This is a genomic window from Neorhizobium puerariae (assembly GCF_042429745.1).
Lineage (GTDB): Bacteria > Pseudomonadota > Alphaproteobacteria > Rhizobiales > Rhizobiaceae > Neorhizobium > Neorhizobium puerariae.
The window spans coordinates 73,245-93,773 of sequence record NZ_JBHMAA010000002.1; the positions used below are offsets into that span (position 1 = coordinate 73,245).

Here is a 20,529-nt window from a genome sequence, read left to right on the forward strand (position 1 = left end):
CTTATAACATTCAAAACCCTTTGAACTCCTCCCGCCTTGCCCTTATATGAGGCGGACCGAAATTCCGTGCCCCGGGTCGCGCGAGGATCGCGCCGCCTGGATGTCCATAACCCCTCGAGGTTTCCCATGACCGATACAGCCACCCAGAAGCCCGTTCCCGTCACCGTGCTCACCGGCTATCTCGGCGCCGGCAAGACGACGCTGCTGAACCGCATCCTTTCCGAAAGCCACGGCAAGAAATACGCGGTCATCGTCAACGAATTCGGGGAGATCGGCATCGACAACGACCTGATCGTGGAATCGGACGAAGAAATCTACGAGATGAACAACGGCTGCGTCTGCTGCACGGTGCGCGGCGACCTGATCCGCGTCGTGGAAGGGCTGATGCGCCGTCCGGGTCGCTTCGACGGCATCATCGTGGAAACGACGGGACTTGCCGATCCGGTGCCGGTCGCCCAGACCTTCTTCATGGACGACGACGTGCGCTCGAAGACCGAACTCGACGCGGTGGTCGCCCTCGTCGACGCCAAGCACCTGCCGCTACGCCTGAAGGATTCCCGCGAGGCGGAAGACCAGATCGCCTTCGCCGATGTCGTGATCGTCAACAAAACCGATCTCGTCACCCCGGAGGAACTGGCCCAGGTGGAAGACGTGGTGCGCGCCATCAATCCGGTTGCCCGCGTCTACAAGACGAGCCGTTCCGGCGTCGACCTCGCACGCGTGCTGGACCAGGGCGCGTTCAACCTGGAGCGCGCCCTGGAAAACGACCCGCATTTCCTGGAACATGGCCATGAGGACCATGTCTGCGGCCCGGACTGCGACCATCACCACCACGATCACGGCCATCATCATGACCACCATGGGCATGACCACGATCATCATGATCATGATCACCACCACCATCACCACGGCGAGATGTCGCCGATCCATGACGTGACGGTGAAGTCGATCTCGCTGCGCGGCGGCGAGATGAACCCGGAACGCTTCTTCCCCTGGATACAGAAGATCACCCAGACGGACGGGCCGAACATCCTGCGCCTCAAGGGCATCATCGCCTTCAAGGGCGATGAGGAACGTTACGTCGTGCAGGGCGTCCACATGATCATCGAAGGCGATCACCAGCGTCCATGGAAGAATGGCGAGAAGCGCGAATCCCGCCTTGTCTTCATCGGCCGCGACCTGGACGTCGAAAAGATCGAGAGAAGCTTCAAGGCTTGCGAGGCGACGGCATGAGGCCCGGAATTGCCGGGCGGTTTTCCGACGCCGTCATGCCTGAGAGAATTGCTGCATAATGCCGACTGTCGCTCCGCTTGATCTGCAAGGCCATGTCGTCGCCGCCCATTTCCTCAGCGATATTCCGTTCTTCGCCACGGCCGCCGGCCCGATCCATCGGCTCGACGGCGGCGAGAAGGTCACCGAGGTCCATCAGGGCCTCCTGACCTGCGTGCGCGATCCTTTCAGCCCGACGCTGTTGACCGGCGGCGAGGACGGAAAGGTCTTCCGCATCGGCAAGGATGGCGCAGCCGTCCTCGTTGCCGAGGCGCCGCGCAAATGGATCGGCGTCGTCGCGGGCGGTCCGCAGAATGCCGTTGCCTATGCCTACGGCAAGTCGAGCTTCGTGCTCCAGAACGACGGCTCCGTGAAGGAATTCGCAGAGAGCCGCAGCGTCGAGGGACTCGCCTTCGCACCGAAGGGGTTGCGCATCGCCGCGGCCCGCTACAACGGTGTTTCGCTGCACTGGGTGGCGACCAGTGCGCCGCCGGCCGATCTGGAATGGAAGGGCGCCCATACCGGCGTCGCCTTCTCGCCCGACGGTCGTTTCCTCGTCACTACCATGCAGGAAAACGCGCTGCACGGCTGGAAGCTGGACGGCAAGCCGGGTGAAAACCGGCACATGCGCATGACCGGTTATCCGGCCAAAGTGAAATCGCTCTCCTGGTCGCCGAAGGGCAAATGGCTTGCCTCCTCCGGCGCGCCGGCGGCGATCGTCTGGCCGTTTTCGTCGAAGGACGGCCCGATGGGCAAGGCTCCCCTGGAGCTTGGCACCCGTGCCAACATCATGGCGACGCAAGTTGCCTTCCACCCCGCAGAGGAAGTCCTCGCCATCGGCTTCATCGACGGCATGATCCTCGGCGTCCGCCTTGCGGACCAGAAGGAGGCGCTGCTGCGCCGTCCCGGCCAGGGCGCGATCACAGGCCTGAGCTGGAGCGCCAGCGGCAAGCTGCTCGCCTTCGCCTCCGAAGCCGGCGATTGCGGCGTGGTCGATATCTCTGCGTAGAAAACAGCACGAAGACCCCGCGGCGGAAAGATTTCCGCCGCGGCCTGATCCATATGGGATGGGCAGGCAGTGTCTGGTACGTGGCAATCGTGTCAGGCTGTTCCGCCTGCCCGGTTGTTTTCGGCTTTTCCGGAAAACATCGGCTCCCGGGGATGCGATCTCGGGAACCTCGTCTTCCGGCGGCGGGCGTCCTGACGACGCTTCGCCTGCCTTGAACGGCCGTCACCGGACGCCGGATGGTTCCCCGAAGGCAGACCGGTTCGCGACCCGGCTCCCTGCCCGATGACGACAACAGCCTAACCCCTGCCGGAAAAGCGTGGACGCGCCGGGGATAAATTCCCGCATACGTCATTCGGATTTCAGGGAGATTTCTTTCCACACCGGCGGCTTCGTCCCCGCCATCACGCCGCCAGCACGCTTCCGCCGAAGGCGTCGACGCCGTCGCGCCCCTGCCTCTTTCGCGCATAAAGCGCCTGGTCCGCCATGTGGAGCAGGGCTTCGAGCTCGGATGGCCCCGACGTCTCGGCGGCCGCCCCGATGCTGAGCGTGGGCAGGACGGACAGGCGGTCGCCGAGGCGGCATAGCGAGGCCGTGAACGCCAGGCGGATATGTTCGGCGATCGCCACCGCCTGTTCGAGCGAGCGCTCCTTGAGCACGATCACGAATTCGTCTCCGCCATGCCGGGCGATCAGGTCCTCGCCGTCGAGCGCGTTCGAGGCGGATACCGCGAATGCCCGCAGCACCTCGTCGCCCATGGCATGGCCGTGGGTGTCGTTGAGCTGCTTGAAATGATCGATGTCGATCAGAAGCACCGCCAGCGGCCTCGGGGAAAGCGCCGGGAACGAAGAGACCAGTCCGCCGCGGTTGAGAACGCCCGTGAGCGGATCGGCATGAGCCACGGTCCTCAACTGGTTGCCCGCCCGCTCCGCCGCCATCAGCATGATGACCATGCTGCGAAGCGTGAGGAACACCATGGCCGAAAGCGCCACCCAGGCATGCGCCGTGTCGCCGGCGCTGAACAGATTGCCGCCGCCCAGGAACCCGGTCATCGCCATCACGGCGCGGCTTGCATGGATCGCCGCCGTCAGCACGAACAGGCCGACGGCGAGTTCCGCGGAATAGAGCTTCTCGTCGCGGACTAGCCGGTGCGCCTCCCAGACGACGACCAGATCAAGCAGGCAATAGATCACCGAACCATATGCGATACGTTCGAGCGAGGCATCGGACGCGCCGAAAATGGAAACGAACGGCAGGCCGAGAACGATGATGGCGAGGCAACAATGCAGGAGACTGACCGGCCGCCCGACGAAAACCCGCATGGACACGGGCAGCAGCACACAACCGGCAATGGTGAGAACATTCCCGAGCTGGACGCTCATCAAAGGCGGCGCAAAACCCCGGAGCGCGATGCAGAAGGACCCGATCCCGACGAGGATATTGCTGGCGCTCCACCAGGCGAGCCAGCGCTCGAAACGGCCCGTGACATAGGCGGCACACTGAAACATGCCCAGCACCACGCAGGCGACAGCCGTCATCGCATATATCGTTCGCAGATCGAACGTCATCTGCATCCCCCGCGCGACCAGGATGAATCCGGGCCTGCCGGCCCGGAATCGGAAGTCCTGATCCATCAGAAAGCCAGGGCGGGATCTTGGTCGGAAACCGCCCCTCGCTTTCGGCATCCCGGCCAGGGTTCGCGACCGCCCATCCATGCCGGCCCATCCATGCCGGAAGATGCGCCTGTATCGTCCGTGCGCCTGACGGTTTCCCGGCAGGATCACGCAAAGACAGGTCCCGTCCCAATTCAAGGGAAATGTAATACAACCTCCTTTAGATATCGTGCGCCCGTTCGCTAGAATTTTACCGGTCGCCGCATCAGGCCTGCCTGACGACCTCGACGATCTCGCCCAGTAGGTTGTGCAGTTCGTCACGATAACCGCTGCGGGCCGACGGGCCGCTGTCGTCGGACGTCATCACCACGGTCAGGTCGAGCGACGGCACGATATAGACCATCTGCCCGCCATAACCCCAGCCGAATTTCACGTCCTCGCCGCCGATATCGCGCAGGAACCAGCCGTAGCCATAACCGTCACCGGAGAAGCGGGAATTGGTGCGCGGCGTCCACGACTGGTCGATCCACCCCTTGGAGACCACCTGCACGCCCTCCCCGGTCCGCCCGCCATGGCGATAAAGCTCGCCGAAGGCCATGAGCGAACGGGCGGTCATGGCCATCTGGTTGCCGCCGAGATAGATGCCTTGCGGATCGCGCTCCCATGCCCCGATGCGAAAGCCGTCGACCGGCGCCAGCCACTCGCGCGCCAACGCCAGCGTCGACTTGCGCCCGACCTTCGTCAGGATTGCCGAAAGGAGATGCGTGGACGCGGTGGAATAAAGCATCGAACCGCCCGGCTCGCCATCGAAGGGCTCGGAAAGAGCAAACCGCACCCAGTTGCGGCTCGCGACCCATCGGCCGTAGTTCGGCCCGGACATGCGTGACAGACCGGCCTGCATCGACAGGAGATTGCCTATGGTGATCTCGTGGATGCGCGGATCGGGGTTTGGCGGCAGATCGGCCTTCAGGATCGGCGCGACCTTCTGGTCCGGTCCGTCGAGCAGCCGCCTGTCGATCGCGATGCCGACAAGGCAGGAGATGATCGACTTCGATGCCGACTTGATATTGGTCGAAGCGTCGATGGAACGGCCGTTGAAGGCACGTTCGGTCAGCATCCCGCCCTTGCGCGAGACAAGCACGACCTTCAGGGGCTCCAGTTCCGCCGCCCCGTCGAGCACGGCCTTCAACGACGCGTCCGGAGGTGCCGGAGGCGGCTGCGGGACCGGCAGCCGCGAAGCGTCCTGCTGTGCGAGGCCGCGAGCGGCGGTAAGGACGAACGGCAGGGACAGAAGCGTGGCGCGGCGTGTCAGCATGCCGCGAAACTAGGGCAATCGCCTGCCGGCGCATACCGCCGAAAAGCCCGGTTCACACCAAGGTGACGGAATGTGAGGCGCAAGGTGGCCTGAACCTCGCCGGTGTTCGTCCCGCATCCATGGCCCGCATCCATGGAAGGTGAATGCCGGGGACATCGGCAGGGCCGTTCGATCCTCCTGTTTGAATCGGCTGCGAAAGCGATGTACGGGAACGTAAATCCGCTTCCTCGATTGGACAGGCAATGGCCAAAGCACCCAAGACCGAACATTCCGAACTCTCGGGCGAATTCACCGACGACGGCGTTACCGTTCTCGTCGATATCTACCGTCCGGCCGGCACCCAGGGCGACTGGACGCTGGTGGTCATCACCCAGGAGGACGACGTCACCTCCTGGGACGAGCCGTTTGCCACCGACCGGGAGGCCTTCGACGAGTTTCTCGCAACCGTGGGACGCGACGGCATCCGGTCGTTTTTCGGCGAGCCCGGGCCTGAACCGGCAGTGCATTGATGAAGACGATCGAAGACCTCGTCACCTCGGCGAAGACGATCCACGACCGCTATGCCGCGGGCCGCATGGAACGGGAGATCGTGCGCCAGTGGGTTCTGGGGCTTGCCGCCTATCCGGAGCCATACGGCGGGCAGGTGCGGGAGGCTTGCGCCTGGTTCAGGCCTTCGCGCGACGGCATGGACCCCGTCGAGCTCAAGATCGCCGACCTTGCGAAACTTCAGGCGATCTACAGGCCGTGACGTCATTTCCCGGGAAATGACGTGGATAGCGGACGATCCGGTCACAACCCGGCTTCCGCGAACGCCCTGGCGACCCAGTCGATGAAGACGCGCACCCGGGGCGAAAGCTGGCGGTTCTGCGGGTAAAGCGCCGAGAGCGGTGTCGGCGGCGGCAGGAAGCCGGCGAGAACCTCGACCAGAAGCCCCTCGTCCACATCCCGTTGCAGGCGATAGCGCGGCGCCTGGATGAGACCGAAACCACGGCGTGCGAGATCGACCAGAGTGTCGGAATTGTTCACCGTCAGCCGGCCGGGAAGCGTGACGTATCGCACCTCGTCCCCGACCATGAATTCGAGCGGCATGATCTGGCCGGTGCGGGACGAGATGAAGCCGACCGCGACATGCCCGGTCAGCGTATCGGGCGATTGCGGCATGCCGTGTCTTTCGATGTAGGCCGGGCTGGCGCAGGTCATCTCCGTGATCACCCCGAGCCGCCGCATGATCAGTCCGCTATCGGCCACTTCGCCGGCGCGGATGACGCAATCGACGCCTTCGCGGACGAGGTCCACCAGCCGGTCGCCCTGGCCGATCTGCAAATCGAGCAGGGGATATCGGTCGAGGAATTCCTGCAGCCTCGGCAGCAGGAATGTCCGGGTCAGGAACCCGTGCGCATCGACCCGAAGCAGGCCGCGCGGCTGCGCATCGCGAAAGATGTTCTCCGCCTCGTCCACCTCCGCAAGGATCGCAAGGCAGCGCTGGTAGAAGGCACGGCCATCGAGCGTCGGCGCCACATGCCGGGTCGTCCGTTCGAGAAGCCGCACGCCGAGATCCGCCTCCATCTGCTTGAGCGCCTCGGTGACCGTGGAGCGCGCAAGCCCGAGATCGGACGCCGCGGCGGCAAAGCTGCCACGCTCGACGATTCGGGTGAAGAGCTGCATGCGGTCGAAACGATCCATGGCTTTGTTCACCACAGGCGAATTCTCATGTCAATTCACCGGCAATTGTTCTCCATTAGTGCCAGCAATATCTCTCCCTCGTCAATGAAGGAGAGTTTGTCATGACCATCAACGGACAACGCGTCGCGATCGTCACCGGCGCATCGAAAGGGATCGGCGCCGCCATTGCACGGCGTCTGGCCCAGGACGGCATTGCCGTCGTGGTGAATTATGCAACGAGCCGCGATGCGGCCGATGCCGTCGTCGCCGCGATCGAGGCAGATGGCGGCCGGGCGATCGCCGTGCAGGCGGATGTCGGCGTGCCGAACGCCGCCGCCGACCTGTTCGACGCCGCGGAAAAGAGCTTCGGCGGCGTCGACATCCTCGTCAACAATGCCGGGACGATGAAGCTTTCGCCGCTGGCCGAGATGGACGACGCAGCGTTCGAGCAGCACATTGCGGTCAACCTGACCGGCACGTTCCGCGGCATCCGCGAAGCGGGCAATCGCATGCGCGACGGGGGCCGGATCATCGGCTTCTCGTCCAGCGTCGTTGGCGTCTACGGCTCGACCTACGGCGCCTATGCCGCCAGCAAGGCCGCCATCGAAGCGATGACCCACGTCGCCTCGAAGGAACTCGGCCGGCGCGGGATCACCGTCAACGCGGTCGCGCCCGGCCCCGTGGAAACGGATATGTTCATGACCGGCAAGTCCGAGGACCTGGTGCAGCGGATCGCCGGAACGATCCCCTTGGGCCGCCTCGGCCGGCCGGACGAGATCGCCTCGGTCGTCGCGTTCCTGGCAAGCCCGGAAGGCGGCTGGGTGAACGGCCAGGTGATCCGCGCCAATGGCGGCATGATCTGAGCCCCCTCTCACGGACAAGGAGCCCCCGATGCCATTCGTGAACATCAAGACGCCGGAGGGCGCCCTCACCCGCGCCCAGAAGGAGGAAATCGTCCACAGGACGACGGACATGCTGGTCGGATATTTTTCCGAAGCCGCAAGGCCGCACACCATGGTGCTGATCGAGGAAGTCAAGGACGGCGGTTATGCCCGCGCCGACGAAATCTTCGTCATCCCGGATGCCTATCGGGCAAGGGACGGCGAATAAGCCTCCGGACGGCGGCCGCTTGAACGGAAACGGCGCGGCTTTCGCCGCGCCGCCCACCCACCGTCCTCGTTGTTCTTTTTAGAACCGGTAGGTGACACCCGCGCCGATCAGCCAGGGATTGATCTTGGCCTTGCCGCTCAGCGGTCCGAGCACGTCGTGATCGGCCTTCCAGTCGGTTTCGAGGAAGATCTTCTTGACGTCGAAGTTCACGCCCCAGTGCTGGTCGATCATGTAGTCGAAGCCGACCTGCAGTGCGGCGCCCACATGGTTGTCGATATCGAGGTTGTGGAAGCCGGACTTTTCCGACTGGTTGTAGAAGAACGTATAGTTGACGCCCGCGCCGACATAGGGCTTGAAGGCGCCGAAATCCGTGAAGTGGTATTGCAGCGTCAGCGTCGGCGGCAGCAGCCAGGCCTTGCCCACCGGCACGCCCACGGCGCCGTCTTCCTTGATGTTCGCATAGGTCGTGCCGAGGATGAGTTCGGCGGCGATGTTGTCGGTGAAGAAATAGGTGATGTCGAGTTCCGGGATGACCGAGTCGGTATAGGAAAGATCCGAACCCGGCACGCCCTTCACCGAGCCCTTGTCCTCAGTGATGACGCCCAAGCCGCGCACGCGGATCTGCCATGGGCTTTGCCCAGTCACCGTTTCTTCTGCGACCGGGGCAACGGGGGCCGGCGTCAAATCCGCCGCCGCCGCCCCGAATGCGAAAAAAGCCGCGCTGGCGCCTGCGAGCCACCTCAGATGCCGTACACCACTCGTGTTCATTTGACCTCTCCATGAATCAGCAATGATCTTTTTGCAGGGAGAAGCGGTAGGCCGCTGGGGATAGGGTCGGTTTGATCAGGATCAACCGGTCCGCGAAGGATGCGGGACTGCGGGCGTCCGTGGCCAATTTGTCGCATGGAAACCCCCGCCTCCGGGCGGGCGCTCCAACGGGAACGCTTCGCGCGGAGGCGGGGTCCGGGCAGATCGGGGAGACGCGGGGCCTGTGCGTCGAATGCCTTGGATCAGGCCAGCTTGCGTCCGCTCGCGACGATCATGCCCGCAGCACCTTCCAGCCAGCCGGCCTTCAGTTCGAGCGCCAGGAAACGAGAGCGCTCGAAGGGGCCGGGCATGACGAGATGCCGCGCCTTGTCGGCGAAGAAGCCGAACCGCTCGTAATAGGCGGCATCGCCCACGAGCAGGATGGCGCCATGGCCGCGGCTGTGGGCTTCGGCGATCGCGGCCCGCATCAGGGCGCCGCCGATCCCCTTGCCCTCATGGGCGCCGTCGACGGCCAGCGGGCCGAGCAGCAGCGCGTCCAGCGGCTGGCCGTCCGGCGAGATGCCGGCCTCGACGTTCCACAGCCGCACCGTGCCGATCACATGGCCTGCGCCATCGCGGGCGACGAGCGCCAGCCCTTCCGCCGGCACGCGGCCGCGGCGGATCTTTTCCGACGACTTCCTGCGACGATCCGCCCCCATGGCGCGGTCGAGCAGGGTTTCGCGAGCCACCACGTCGGCCGGCGTTTCGGCGTCGATGGTGAAGGTGTTGGGCGCAAAGAGTGCGCGGACAGAATCAAGAACAGTGGCCATCCTGGCCTCCCGTACTCAAAACCGTTTCAGACGGTGTCGGAAGATCATTGTGAATTTGCGGCTCCCGCCTGGAGGAACGGGGGCCGCGGCAATCAGGTCACGTCGATCGGCGAGGATCGCCTTGGGAGCGGCAAGCCGCCCCTTAGATGACGTAGGCCTTCAGGGGTTCGAAGCCGTTGAACGCAACCGCCGAATAGGTGGTCGTGTAGGCGCCGGTGCCTTCGATCAGAACCTCGTCGCCGATGGTGAGCGTCACCGGCAGCGGGTACATGTTCTTCTCGTACATCACATCGGCGCTGTCGCAGGTCGGGCCGGCCAGCACGCAGGGCTCCATCTCGTCCTGATCGCGCGTCGTGCGGATCGGGTAGCGGATGGCCTCGTCCATCGTCTCGGCGAGACCGCCGAACTTGCCGATGTCGAGGAAGACCCAGCGATGGTTGTCGTTATCCGACTTCTTCGACACGAGGACGACTTCCGCCTTGATCACGCCCGCATTGCCGACCATGCCGCGACCCGGCTCGATGATCGTCTTCGGCAGGTTGTTGCCGAAATGCTTGCGGAGCGAAGCGAAGATCGCCTTGCCATAGGCTTCGGCAGACGGCACGTCGCGCAGGTACTTGGTCGGGAAACCGCCGCCCATGTTGACCATCTGCAGGTAGATGCCCTGCTTCGCGAGCTGTGCGAAGACGCGCTTGGCATCGGCAAGAGCCGAATCCCAGGCATCGACCTTGGTCATCTGCGAACCGACATGGAACGACACGCCGTAGGACTCGAGGCCCATCTGGTGTGCGTAGACGAGCACGTCGACGGCCATCTGCGGCACGCAGCCGAACTTGCGGGAAAGCGGCCATTCGGCGCCTTCGCCATCGGTCAGCACGCGGCAGAACACCTTCGCACCCGGGGCTGCGCGGGAAATCTTCTCGACTTCCTCGTGGCTGTCGACGGCGAAGAGGCCGACACCGAGCGCGAAAGCGCGGGCGATGTCGCGTTCCTTCTTGATCGTGTTGCCGAAGGAGATGCGGTCGGCGGTCGCGCCCGCGTCGAGAGCCATCTGGATTTCGGCGACCGACGCGCAGTCGAAGCTCGAGCCGAGGGAGGCGAGCAGCTTCAGGATTGCCGGCTCCGGGTTTGCCTTGACCGCGTAGTAGATCGCGCTGTCCGGCAGGGCATGACGGAAGGCGTGGAAATTGTCGCGCACGACATCGAGATCGACGACAAGGCACGGTCCTTCCGGACGTCGGGTCTTGATGAAGTCGAGGATACGAGCAGTGGTCATCGGTCAGTCCCTTCGAAATCTCAAAGCTCCGGTTCAAGAACCGGAGGACAAAGGGCGGATGAGGATGCGTTCGGCCCAGTTGGTGGAGACACCGGTACCGTGAACACGCTCTACCGCGCGGTATGTAGACCAACGCCCTGCCACGAGCTTTGATCCGGCTTTGTCTGCCTTGGATTGGAGGGGGTTCCCTACCGCACTTCCGGCAATGATGGTGTGCCTCTTCAGAATTGCAGGCTGATGGAAAGCCTACAGAGACCAGAAAGGCCCGCACCGTCGTTGCTTCAAGATGTCCTCGCATTTCCCGGTTGGCCGGAATAGCGACTGGAGGGGTTAGTTCCAGGTACCTTACCGATGACCTCACCTTAGGGATATTTCCCAGTTCGAGGGTCGGCGGACACCCACAGGCACGTGCGACTTTGGGCAGCCCGGGAGATAAGAATATTCGCGGTCATAATCAAGAGTTTTTTTGGCCGTCATCGAAAATTCGCATTGCACAATCCCCCGGAAACTCCCACCTAGGGCATCGCACAACCAAGGGAGTGGCATTTGGATACTCTGACGCGCATGCGGGCCTTCATCGATGTGGTTGAAGCGGAAGGCTTTTCGGCGGCGGCGCGGCGCACGGGCCGCTCCAAGGCGTTGCTGTCCAAATATGTGCGCGAACTCGAGGACGATCTCGGCGCGCTGCTGCTCAACCGCACCACCCGCCAGTTCTCCCTGACCGAGGCCGGCCATACCTATTACCGCACCGCGGCAGACATCCTCAAGGAGATCGACAACCTCGCCGACCTGGTGCGCGAGAACAATGCGGACCTGAAAGGGCGCCTTCGCGTCTCCGTGCCGCGCACCTTCGTCGACGCCGAGGTCGGCCAGTCGCTGATCGACTTCGCCAAGTCGCATCCCGACGTTTCGCTGGAAATCGTCGCGGAGGACCGGTTCGTCGACCTGATCGAGGAGAATTTCGATCTCGCGATCCGCATCACCAAGCTGGAGGATTCGGGCCTCATCGCCAGAAAGCTCTCCGATTTCCGGGTCTATGCCGTGGCGACCGCCGATGTCGTGGCCAGATACGGCCCGCTCGAACACCCCCAGGACCTCAATCGCGTCCCCTTCATCATCGACACCAATTCCCGCTGGCACAACAATGTGCGCTTCACCGACAGGGACGGTTCGATGATCTCGGTCGCCGTCAGCGGACCGATCGAGGTGAACAGCCCGCAGGCGACGCTGCGCGCCGCCCGCGCCGGGCTTGGCGTCGCGATCATCCCGGATTTCATCGCCAATGCGTCGATCCAGTCCGGCGAGCTCGTAACCCTCTTCGACGAATATATCGCCAAGGACCGCGGCATCTATGCGGTCTATCCGCATCGCCGCTATCTGCCGGCGAAGGTGAGAAGCTTCGTCGATTTCCTCTCCACCTGGTTCCGCCGGCAGCATTGAACCGCTACCCTCCCCGCGCAGCGGTTGAGTCGAAATTCCGTCCCATTTGCGCTGCACAGCACGCAGGACGAAGCGGGAGTGCAAGACAGGGAATGCGATACAAGGTCCTGACCATTGCCGCGCTGGCGGTCGCCTGCCTGCCGCTTCCGGCGCTCGCCCATCCGCATATCTTCGCGGAAGCGCGGCTCGAAGTGGTGGCCGGCGACGACGGCAACATCGCCGAACTGCGCAACGTCTGGCGCTTCGACGAGGTCTTCTCCTCCAGCGTATTGCTCGACTTCGACAAGAACACCGACCTGAAGCTCGACGCCAGGGAACTTGCCGAGCTTGGCGAGGTGATGCGCAAGTCGCTCGCCGATTTCCACTATTTCACGACCATCACCCTCAACGGCGCGACGGTCGGCGTCAAGAAGCCCGACGTCATCCACACGTCGCTCGACGGCAACCAGCTCCTCGTCATCTTCGCGGTCAAGCCGGAAAAGCCGGTGCCGCTCAAGGGCAGGCTCACCTTCGGCATCTACGATCCGTCGCTCTACACCTCGATCGACTTCCCGACGGACGGCGACCTTGTGGTGCAGGGAAGCGGCTTCGGCAAGTGCCAGCACAAGGTGGTGCGGCCGGACCCCGACGAGGTGATCTCCCAGAACAGCACATCGTTAACGGACGCCTTCTTCAACGATCCGACCGGCACCGACATGTCGAAGCTTTTCGCCACCAGACTGGAAGTGACATGCTGAAGAACCGCCATGCCCTGGCCTTCGCCGTCATCGCGATGCTGGCCGTCGCCGGCGCGGCCCACGGGCAGTCGCCGCTGGGCGTGGGGTCCGCCGAACCGGCATTCTCGATCGGCGGGCCGCTCGGCCCGTTCTTCGCCTGGATCAACGCCTACCAGCAATCCTTCTACCGGGCGCTGACCGGCGCATTGAAGGCGATGCGCGAGGACCCCTGGGCGCTTTCCGGCCTCATAGGCCTTTCCTTCGCCTACGGCGTTTTCCATGCCGCCGGACCCGGCCACGGCAAGGCGGTGATCTCGTCCTACATGATCGCCAACGAAATCGCCCTGAAGCGCGGCGTCGCGATTTCCTTCGTCTCCGCCCTGCTCCAGGGCCTGGTGGCGATCGTCCTCGTCGGCGCCGCCTTTCTGGTGCTGCGCGGCTCGGGCATCACCATGACCCAGGCGACGCAGGCGATGGAAATCGCAAGCTTCGCGCTGGTCGCCCTTTTCGGCGCCTGGCTCCTGGTGAAGAAGATCCGTGCGCTCAGGATGCGCGTCGTCGCCTTTCCCGTCGCGGCGTCGGCCGGCATCGGCTCGCACGCAAGCCGCGGCTCCACCGGGCTCAACTTCCAGGCCGTCGAGGTCGACGATCACGACCACACGGGCCGGGGTGAATATTGCGAGACCTGCGGCGCGAGCCATATGCCGGACCCGGCGATGCTGAAAGCGAAGGACTTCAGCCTGCACGAGGCCTGGTCCGCGATCGTCGCGGTCGGCCTGCGCCCCTGCTCCGGCGCAATCCTGGTCATGAGCTTCGCGCTCCTGAACAGCCTTTACCTCGGCGGGGTGCTCTCGGTGCTCGCCATGTCGCTCGGAACCGCCATCACCGTCACCATCCTCGCGGTGCTGGCCGTGGCCGCCAAGGACGTCGCGGTCAGGATCGCCGGCCCCGGTTCGCGGACCGGACGGCGCATCACCCATGCGATCGAGATCGCCGGCGCGCTTTTCGTGCTTCTGGTCGGCCTGTCGCTGCTCGGCGCCTCGCTGCAGGCATCGAGCCTGGCGGGCGGCTGACCGCCCGCTATTTCCGCTGCTGGTAGCGCGCCCTCAGCCAGAAGATCGCGAAGAAACCGAGCAGCAGCGCGGCGCCGACGATGAAGCCGAGCACCGGCGAAAACTTGCCGATGCCGAGGACGATGGCCGGCAGGAAATAGATGACCAGCCCGGCGACGACGAGGATGACGGCGGCGGCAATCGCCTGAGAGCGGCTTTCGGGGCTCACTGCAACGTCTCCCCGGCCGCCATGCCTTCCGCGATCTCCTGGCGGATGTCCTCGAGTCGCCGCTTCTGCCGGCCTTCCGGGTCGAAATTCGCAGGCGCGAGCCATGCCTCGAACGCGGCCTTCAGCAGGGGCCACTCCCCGTCGATCATGGAGAACCACGCCGTGTCGCGATTGGCTCCCCTCGAAATGACGTGCTGGCGGAAGATGCCTTCGAAGCTGAAACCGTAACGTTGGGCGGTCGTCTTGCTCGCCTCGTTCCCGTTGTGGCACTTCCATTCGTAGCGGCGATAACCGAGGTCGTCGAAGACGTGCTTCGCCATCAGGTAATGCGCCTCCGTCGAAAGCGGCGAACGCTTCATGGAAAGCCCGTGCGCGACGGAACCGACCTCCACCACGCCGTTCTTCGGGTCGGGACGCATATAGCTCGCCATTCCCACCACGTTGCCGGTGGCATTTTCGCGAAACACCAGCGTCACCCAGTTCGAGGCCGTGCGGGCATTGTCGATCCAGGCGCCCAGCTCGTCGGCGGTCCTGAATTCCTCATTGGGAAAATACTTCAGGAGATCGTTGATGCCTTCCGCTCCTCCAAGCGCATCCCACAGCGCCTGAAGATGCCTCTCCTTCTCGAACGGCTCGAGAGTGACGAACCTGCCCTTGAGGGTGACCGGGGCGGGAGCGGCCACTTTATAGTTCCTGAGATCGCGCATGTCTGCCTCTGCAATTGAGCAAAGAGGCTTAGGCCAGCGGGATTGGAAAGGCAACGGGGTGGACATGCGACCACCCCTCCCCGGAACCCGCCGGCCGGGTGAGGATCAGGCCTTCGCCGCCGATACCGTCGCGTCGATATGATCGATCAGCGCATCCGGCAGGCCGAGGCGGCCGGCAAGCAGGTCGAGATAACCGCGCTCGGCGCGGGTATCCGGATCGATCGTCATGCGCGTGGCCGTGTAGAGCTCCACCTTCTGCTCCTCGGTCCCGGCCGCGGCGACGAGATCGTCCATGTCGACCGGATTGGCGAGTTCGTTCTCGATGAAGGCCTCCGCCTCCGGACCGAGATCGACCGCATGCACCTTGTCCATGATGTTGGCCCGCTCGGACGCGTCGATATGTCCGTCCGCCTTGGCGGCCGCGATCATGGCGCGCAGGAGCGTGAGCGCAAAATCGTTGCTGAGCAGCGGCGACTGCGTGCTGAAGGAGGAATCGGCCGGCGGCGGCGGCAGCGGCGTATCGGCCTGCGGCGCCGGCTGGGGCGCCGCTTCCGGGGACTGGCCGGACTTGTAGTTCTTGTAGGCGAGATAACCGAGCCCGGCGACCGCGGCGAGACCGCCGACGGTGGCGACATTGCCGGCAAGCTGCCGGCCCGCCTTGGTGCCGAGAAGCGCTGCGACGATCGCACCGGTGGCAAGCGGATTGTCCTTGGCGAGCTGGCCCGCCTGCCCCGCCCTCTCCTTCACCGTTCCCGAGAGCCCGGGTATCTGCGAACCCAGGAACTGGTCGAGAAGCTTCTTGGCGTCGAACATCGCTCAATCTCCCTGTAGCGTTTTCCGCTGGAAGATAGGAATGCGATTGTGAAATTACAAAGACGGGCGCTCGCCGGATGCGGAAATGCCTCACGCATGTCGCGCAGGAGCGTGCAGTAATTTGCGGCAACGGCATGCACGGAAATGACAATCTGAAGCCTGTCATGCGTATATCTTTTCACGCGACAGGCTTCTTTCAGGCGTCAGGCTTTCAGCGCCGCCGCTTCCGAAGCGAGCTTCGTAATGCCGGCCCAGTCGGCCGACGCGACGAGATCCTTCGGCGCGACCCAGGAGCCACCGACGCAGACGACATTTGGCAGCGACAGGTAGTCGTTGGCGTTCTTCAGCGAAACGCCGCCAGTCGGGCAGAACAGCGTGCCGGCGAGCGGCGAGGAAAGCGCCTTGAGGTAAGCCGCGCCACCGGCCTGTTCGGCCGGGAAGAACTTCAGGACGTCGTAGCCCGCCTCGCGCAGCGTCATCACCTCGCTCGCCGTCGCGGCACCCGGCAGAAGCGGCACGGGCGAATCGTTGGCGGCGGCCAGCACGCCCGGCGTCGAGCCGGGGCTGACGATGAAGGTGGACCCCGCCTTCACGGCCGCATCGAAATCGCGGGCGTTGAGGATCGTGCCGGCACCCACATTGGCGCCCTCGACCTCGGCCGCGACCGCCTTCACGGCATCGAGCGCGGCAGGCGTGCGCATGGTGATCTCGATCGCCTTCAGGCCGCCGGCGACAAGCGCCCTGGCAAGCCCCACCGCCGACTTCGCGTCGTCGACGATGAGCACCGGCACCACCGGCTGCAGTTTCAGGATGGAAAGCAGCTTTTCGGTCTTGCCGGCCATGGCGATCTTCTCCGCTAAAACGATTGAAATCCGATGAAGGAGATAGCGCCCAAGCCTGTCATTGTCGAGGAAAAATGCCGCCCGGCGAGAAGCCGGGCCTGCCGCTCCAAAGCGCCGGACACGGCGGGGCCGCGTCGTATCCGATGCCGGGACGATGCCGTAGCACTCTAGAACTGCTGCATAATTTTGTCCTCAAATCGATTCCGCTCCCCGGAATTATGCGGTAGGGTTGAAAAAGGTTCCTGAGCAGAGTGGGCAAAACATGGCCAAGGAAATCGAGCGCAAATTTCTCGTGAAGGGCGATGGCTGGCGCTCCGAAGTGTCGTCGTCGTCGAACTTCCTGCAGGCCTATATCGCCTCCGGCGAGGATCGCTCGGTGCGCATCCGGATCATGGATGACGCCCGCGCCAGGCTCACCATCAAGATCGGCCGCAAGCTCATCGCGCGGGACGAGTTCGAATACGACATCCCGCTGTCGGATGCCAGGGAGATGGCGGGGAACGCCGTCGGCATCGTGCTCGAAAAGACCCGCTACGAGGTCGAGCACGAGGGCTATACCTGGGAGGTCGACGTCTATGACGGGACCTACAAGGGCCTTGTCGTGGCCGAGGTGGAGGTGGAGGACGAGAACGCGCGCCCGGATATTCCCGACTGGATCGGCAGGGAGATCACCGGCGACCGGCGTTATTCGAATGTGGTGATGGCAACGGAAGATTTGAGCAGGGAACTCTGTCATGGCCTATCGTCTGCGGCCCGCTAAATCCTTCACCGCCGAATTCCGGTCGGTGGCGGAAAGCCAGCTTTCCAGGGCGATCCACCTGCTGGAAAAGCAGCCGGACGGCCCGCACGAGGCGATCCACGACGCCCGCAAGAAATTCAAGCGCGTGCGCGCCCTCTACCGGCTGGTCCAGCCGGACGCGAGGGAGTTTCGCCGGCGCGAGAACGCCCGCATCCGCGACATGGCGATGACGCTATCGGCCGTGCGGGATGCGACCGCGCTGGTGGAGACCGTGGACTACCTGGCAAGCCAGGCGGTTTCGGCGGAGGAAATGGCCGCCCTCGCCTTCGCGTCGAAGACGCTGACGAAACGGCGCGACCGGATCGCCTCGGAGGAGCATGATCTGCCGGCGAAGATGGCCGCGGCGGTCGACACCTGCCGCGAGGCGATCGGCGCCACCGAGGGACTCGAACTTGACAACGATCCCCGCAAGACGGCGAAACGGCTCGCCAAGGCCTGGCGGAAACAGCGCTTGAGGGCGCATGGCGCGCTTTCCGCCTGCGAGGAGCATGCGGACGCCGAGGCCTATCATGAGCTGCGCAAATGCGGCCAGACCTATTGGATGCACCTCTCGCTGCTGGACGACATCTGGCCCTCCGCCATGCTCGCCAAACAGAGGCAGGCCAAGGAACTCGTCGACCTGCTCGGCCACGAGCACGATCTTTCGGTGCTGACCGGCTTGGTCAACGAAAGCCCCGAGCTTTTCGGCGACAGCGATACGCTCGCGCTCATGCTCGGCGCCATCATCGCGCGCCAGCAGGCCCTGAGACACGAAGCCCTGGAAAAGGCCGAGGACGTCTTCGCCGATAGCCCCGAGGCGGAAAGCGCCCTGATCGCGCTGCTCTGGGAGAAGGCGGCCACGGCCTCCCGCAAGGAGCGCAGGACCGCAAGGATACGCAAGACACCGGAAACGGGCGCGAAAGAAACCGCGTTGCGCGAACAGGCCTGAGCCTGTATTCCAGCGCCATGACAGACAATCCGATCCAGTACCGCCCGGAAACGACCGGCGCCTTTCTCGTGGCCGCGCTCTATCATTTCGCGCGCTTCGAACGCTATGAGAGTTTTCGTGATCCGCTGCAGGATTTCTGCACCGAAAACGGCATCAGGGGCACCCTGCTTCTCGCCCGCGAGGGCATCAACGGAACCGTCGCCGGCTCGGACGAGGCGATCGCCCGTCTTCTGGCCTACCTGCGCTCCCAGCCGGAATTCGCAAAGCTGGAGCACAAGGAAAGCCGGGCGTCGAAAATGCCCTTCCTGCGCATGAAGGTGCGGCTGAAGAAGGAAATCGTGACGATGGGCGTCGAGGACATCGACCCCAACCGCATCGTCGGCACCTATGTCGATCCGCGGGACTGGAACGCGCTGATTTCCGATCCGGACACGATCGTCATAGACACGCGCAACGATTACGAAACGGCGATCGGCATCTTCAAGGGCGCCGTCGACCCCAAGACCAGGACGTTCCGCGAGTTCCCGGACTGGGTGAAGAACAATCCCGGCCTGCACAACAAGCCGAAGATCGCCATGTACTGCACGGGCGGCATCCGCTGCGAGAAGGCGACCGCCTTCATGAAGGAGCAGGGTTTCGAGGACGTCTACCACCTGAAGGGCGGCATCCTGAAATATCTGGAGGACGTGCCGCAGGAGGAAAGCCTCTGGGAAGGCGCCTGTTTCGTCTTCGACGAGCGCGTCTCCGTGGAGCACGGGCTGAAGGAAGGCAACCACCGGCTCTGCCATGCCTGCCGCAACCCGATTACCGCCGAGGAAATCACCTCGCCCTATTACGAGGAGGGCGTGTCCTGCTCGAACTGCTACCACACGCGGACGGAGGAGGACCGGTTGCGCTATCGCCAGCGGCAGCACCAGATCGCCCTCGCCCGCAAGCGCGGCCAAAAACATATCGGAAGCTAGCGGCGGAATAGGTCTGGATCTCTTCTCCGCATTTGGAGATTGCGCATGTCAATCGATAGGAGGCTGGACAAACGAACGGTCGAAGACGCCTTTGACGCCATCGGCGAACTCGCGTCGCAGCTCGGAATCGTTCTGGATATGGCCGTCTACGGCGGCTCCTGCCTCGTCCTGGCATCGAATATCCGCGCAGCCTCCGAAGATGTGGATGCGGTCTATCTCAACCATCAGGATCAAGCCCGCAAGATCGTGGAGACCGTCACGCGGCGCAAGCGGCTTCCGGAAGAATGGCTGAATCAGGCTGCGAAGCAATTCGCGCCCCCGAGAGGAAACCCGCCCCCTCACCTTCTTCGGTTCAGGGACTATCCGAGAGACGGATCGGCGGTCGGTCTGAGGATTTTCACCCCGACGCCAGAATACCTTCTTGCCATGAAAATTCTGGCAAACCGGGCAGAGGAGGACGAAAAGAACCTGACGGACGCGACCGATGCAATAGCACTCATGACGCTCACCGGGATCGATACCTATGAGAAGATTGTTGATCTCATGGCTCAATGTTACCCTAATATCCCGGGAGTCGTTCTTCCCGCTGTTTCGGCGCGCATGAGCACGAAGATCAAAAGCCTGGTGGACGAATACAATGCGGCAAATCGAACAAATCCGACCTGGAACGCTGGCCGCGGCCGTCCGCTCGCACCTGGAGACAGGTAGCGAGTTCAGATATCACCTCGCCAGTTTTCTCGATGGTTTTTATATCGATCCGTCGTTCGACGGCAGGCAGGCACGTCTCATCGACGAGCCTCCGCTGACCGGCAACGAACGGCTCGACGCCCTGATCGGGGCGATCGCGGAGCATCTCTGCCGGAGATGGCGGCTAGGTCCTGCTCCCGGCTGGGTCGAAGATCCCGCCCGTTTCCTGAAAAGACCATGGTTCCTTGGTCCGGAAGGGATGAAGCCTTTCTATCTCGCAGAAAGCCCCAGCGCCTATAGGCGCCGGTTCATCTTTACCGAACTGGAACCGCTGCGCCGCGCCCGTATGCCGCGAGACGCCATGTGGTGGCATGCCGAAGGCATTCGGACCGGAATGACGCCGCTACCCGAAGAGGTCGTGACGACGGAAACCGCTCCGGAATTGGAATACGACACGCCTCATAAAGAGGCTCTGCGCAGCACCGACTTGACTGCGGCCCGCGCCTGAACAGACATTCCCTTCCTT

24 protein-coding genes are annotated in these 20,529 nt (G+C 63.7%); 13 read left to right on the plus strand and 11 right to left on the minus strand.

All coding sequences use genetic code 11. The features are described 5' to 3' along the window. Positions 1 to 126: 126 nt before the first annotated feature. Both ACFFP0_RS01010 and ACFFP0_RS01015 read left to right on the plus strand, forming a co-directional pair. Positions 127 to 1,233 carry a CobW family GTP-binding protein gene (locus ACFFP0_RS01010; RefSeq protein ID WP_377254767.1) on the plus strand — a complete coding sequence of 369 codons (1,107 nt, stop codon included), beginning with the start codon at positions 127 to 129 and terminating at the stop codon, positions 1,231 to 1,233. Between the two features lie 58 nt (positions 1,234 to 1,291). Further along, positions 1,292 to 2,278 (plus strand): WD40 repeat domain-containing protein, encoded by a 987-nt coding sequence (locus ACFFP0_RS01015; protein WP_377254770.1) that lies wholly within the window; start codon positions 1,292 to 1,294, stop codon positions 2,276 to 2,278. Between the two features lie 401 nt (positions 2,279 to 2,679). On the opposite strand, the gene ACFFP0_RS01020 is transcribed toward ACFFP0_RS01015, so the two are convergent. Continuing rightward, positions 2,680 to 3,843 (minus strand): GGDEF domain-containing protein, encoded by a 1,164-nt coding sequence (locus ACFFP0_RS01020; RefSeq protein WP_377254773.1) that lies wholly within the window; start codon positions 3,841 to 3,843, stop codon positions 2,680 to 2,682. Between the two features lie 310 nt (positions 3,844 to 4,153). After that, a complete protein-coding gene (locus ACFFP0_RS01025; RefSeq protein ID WP_377254776.1) occupies positions 4,154 to 5,203 on the minus strand; it encodes a serine hydrolase domain-containing protein in 1,050 nt (349 codons plus the stop codon). Positions 5,204 to 5,445: 242 nt separating this feature from the next. Here ACFFP0_RS01025 and ACFFP0_RS01030 point away from each other — a divergent pair, with 242 nt between their 5' ends. Next, the gene (locus tag ACFFP0_RS01030; protein WP_377254779.1) at positions 5,446 to 5,712 is read left to right on the plus strand and encodes a hypothetical protein; all 267 of its coding nucleotides are present in this window, start codon (positions 5,446 to 5,448) and stop codon (positions 5,710 to 5,712) included. Continuing rightward, entirely contained in the window at positions 5,712 to 5,951 is a 240-nt protein-coding gene (locus tag ACFFP0_RS01035; protein WP_377254781.1) for a hypothetical protein, read from the plus strand. The genes ACFFP0_RS01030 and ACFFP0_RS01035 overlap by 1 nt, the downstream gene beginning before the upstream one ends. 41 nt (positions 5,952 to 5,992) lie before the next feature. Here ACFFP0_RS01035 and ACFFP0_RS01040 read toward each other — a convergent pair whose 3' ends face one another. Then, on the minus strand, positions 5,993 to 6,886 hold the full coding sequence (locus ACFFP0_RS01040; RefSeq protein ID WP_377254784.1) for a LysR family transcriptional regulator: 894 nt from the start codon (positions 6,884 to 6,886) through the stop codon (positions 5,993 to 5,995). A gap of 101 nt (positions 6,887 to 6,987) precedes the next feature. Here ACFFP0_RS01040 and ACFFP0_RS01045 point away from each other — a divergent pair, with 101 nt between their 5' ends. Both ACFFP0_RS01045 and ACFFP0_RS01050 read left to right on the plus strand, forming a co-directional pair. Continuing rightward, the gene (locus ACFFP0_RS01045) at positions 6,988 to 7,728 is read left to right on the plus strand and encodes an SDR family oxidoreductase (protein ID WP_377254786.1); all 741 of its coding nucleotides are present in this window, start codon (positions 6,988 to 6,990) and stop codon (positions 7,726 to 7,728) included. 28 nt (positions 7,729 to 7,756) lie between these two features. Then, on the plus strand, positions 7,757 to 7,975 hold the full coding sequence (locus tag ACFFP0_RS01050; RefSeq protein WP_377254789.1) for a tautomerase family protein: 219 nt from the start codon (positions 7,757 to 7,759) through the stop codon (positions 7,973 to 7,975). Between the two features lie 78 nt (positions 7,976 to 8,053). On the opposite strand, the gene ACFFP0_RS01055 is transcribed toward ACFFP0_RS01050, so the two are convergent. The 3 genes from ACFFP0_RS01055 to odc2 all read right to left on the minus strand — a co-directional run bounded on the left by ACFFP0_RS01055 (position 8,054) and on the right by odc2 (position 10,828). After that, positions 8,054 to 8,743, minus strand: a complete 690-nt coding sequence (locus ACFFP0_RS01055; protein ID WP_377254792.1) for an OmpW/AlkL family protein — start codon at positions 8,741 to 8,743, stop codon at positions 8,054 to 8,056. A 242-nt stretch (positions 8,744 to 8,985) separates the two neighbouring features. Further along, positions 8,986 to 9,552, minus strand: coding sequence for a GNAT family N-acetyltransferase (locus ACFFP0_RS01060; RefSeq protein WP_377254795.1), 567 nt, complete (start codon positions 9,550 to 9,552; stop codon positions 8,986 to 8,988). Between the two features lie 142 nt (positions 9,553 to 9,694). Next, positions 9,695 to 10,828 carry an ornithine/lysine decarboxylase gene (gene odc2 / locus ACFFP0_RS01065; protein ID WP_377254798.1) on the minus strand — a complete coding sequence of 378 codons (1,134 nt, stop codon included), beginning with the start codon at positions 10,826 to 10,828 and terminating at the stop codon, positions 9,695 to 9,697. 546 nt (positions 10,829 to 11,374) lie between these two features. Here odc2 and ACFFP0_RS01070 point away from each other — a divergent pair. The 3 genes from ACFFP0_RS01070 to ACFFP0_RS01080 all read left to right on the plus strand — a co-directional run bounded on the left by ACFFP0_RS01070 (position 11,375) and on the right by ACFFP0_RS01080 (position 14,057). Then, the gene (locus tag ACFFP0_RS01070) at positions 11,375 to 12,268 is read left to right on the plus strand and encodes a LysR family transcriptional regulator (RefSeq protein WP_377254800.1); all 894 of its coding nucleotides are present in this window, start codon (positions 11,375 to 11,377) and stop codon (positions 12,266 to 12,268) included. Between the two features lie 92 nt (positions 12,269 to 12,360). Then, positions 12,361 to 13,005 (plus strand): DUF1007 family protein, encoded by a 645-nt coding sequence (locus tag ACFFP0_RS01075; RefSeq protein WP_377254803.1) that lies wholly within the window; start codon positions 12,361 to 12,363, stop codon positions 13,003 to 13,005. Further along, entirely contained in the window at positions 12,999 to 14,057 is a 1,059-nt protein-coding gene (locus ACFFP0_RS01080) for a nickel/cobalt transporter (protein ID WP_377254806.1), read from the plus strand. The genes ACFFP0_RS01075 and ACFFP0_RS01080 overlap by 7 nt, the downstream gene beginning before the upstream one ends. 7 nt (positions 14,058 to 14,064) lie before the next feature. Here the strand turns inward: ACFFP0_RS01080 and ACFFP0_RS01085 are convergent, their stop codons facing one another. From ACFFP0_RS01085 to ACFFP0_RS01100, 4 genes are all read right to left on the minus strand, one after another. Next, positions 14,065 to 14,265, minus strand: a complete 201-nt coding sequence (locus ACFFP0_RS01085) for a hypothetical protein (RefSeq protein ID WP_377254809.1) — start codon at positions 14,263 to 14,265, stop codon at positions 14,065 to 14,067. Next, positions 14,262 to 14,972 (minus strand): GNAT family N-acetyltransferase, encoded by a 711-nt coding sequence (locus ACFFP0_RS01090; RefSeq protein ID WP_377254813.1) that lies wholly within the window; start codon positions 14,970 to 14,972, stop codon positions 14,262 to 14,264. Before ACFFP0_RS01090 ends, ACFFP0_RS01085 begins: the two co-directional genes overlap by 4 nt. A 105-nt stretch (positions 14,973 to 15,077) precedes the next feature. Then, positions 15,078 to 15,785, minus strand: a complete 708-nt coding sequence (locus ACFFP0_RS01095; protein WP_377254816.1) for a tellurite resistance TerB family protein — start codon at positions 15,783 to 15,785, stop codon at positions 15,078 to 15,080. 203 nt (positions 15,786 to 15,988) lie between these two features. After that, positions 15,989 to 16,627: a 2-dehydro-3-deoxy-phosphogluconate aldolase gene (locus ACFFP0_RS01100; RefSeq protein WP_377254819.1), complete on the minus strand. Its 639-nt coding sequence runs from the start codon at positions 16,625 to 16,627 to the stop codon at positions 15,989 to 15,991. Between the two features lie 262 nt (positions 16,628 to 16,889). Here ACFFP0_RS01100 and ACFFP0_RS01105 point away from each other — a divergent pair, with 262 nt between their 5' ends. The 3 genes from ACFFP0_RS01105 to trhO are packed head-to-tail and all read left to right on the plus strand — an operon-like array spanning position 16,890 to position 19,316. Continuing rightward, positions 16,890 to 17,387 (plus strand): CYTH domain-containing protein, encoded by a 498-nt coding sequence (locus tag ACFFP0_RS01105; protein WP_377254822.1) that lies wholly within the window; start codon positions 16,890 to 16,892, stop codon positions 17,385 to 17,387. Next, positions 17,362 to 18,354: a CHAD domain-containing protein gene (locus ACFFP0_RS01110; RefSeq protein ID WP_377254824.1), complete on the plus strand. Its 993-nt coding sequence runs from the start codon at positions 17,362 to 17,364 to the stop codon at positions 18,352 to 18,354. Before ACFFP0_RS01105 ends, ACFFP0_RS01110 begins: the two co-directional genes overlap by 26 nt. A 17-nt stretch (positions 18,355 to 18,371) precedes the next feature. Continuing rightward, entirely contained in the window at positions 18,372 to 19,316 is a 945-nt protein-coding gene (gene trhO, locus ACFFP0_RS01115; protein WP_377254827.1) for an oxygen-dependent tRNA uridine(34) hydroxylase TrhO, read from the plus strand. 48 nt (positions 19,317 to 19,364) lie between these two features. Here the strand turns inward: trhO and ACFFP0_RS01120 are convergent, their stop codons facing one another. Next, positions 19,365 to 19,868 (minus strand): hypothetical protein, encoded by a 504-nt coding sequence (locus ACFFP0_RS01120; RefSeq protein WP_377254830.1) that lies wholly within the window; start codon positions 19,866 to 19,868, stop codon positions 19,365 to 19,367. Positions 19,869 to 19,953: 85 nt separating this feature from the next. Between ACFFP0_RS01120 and ACFFP0_RS01125 the strand changes: the two genes are divergently transcribed. Further along, positions 19,954 to 20,511 carry a hypothetical protein gene (locus tag ACFFP0_RS01125; RefSeq protein ID WP_377254833.1) on the plus strand — a complete coding sequence of 186 codons (558 nt, stop codon included), beginning with the start codon at positions 19,954 to 19,956 and terminating at the stop codon, positions 20,509 to 20,511. Positions 20,512 to 20,529 lie beyond the last annotated feature (18 nt).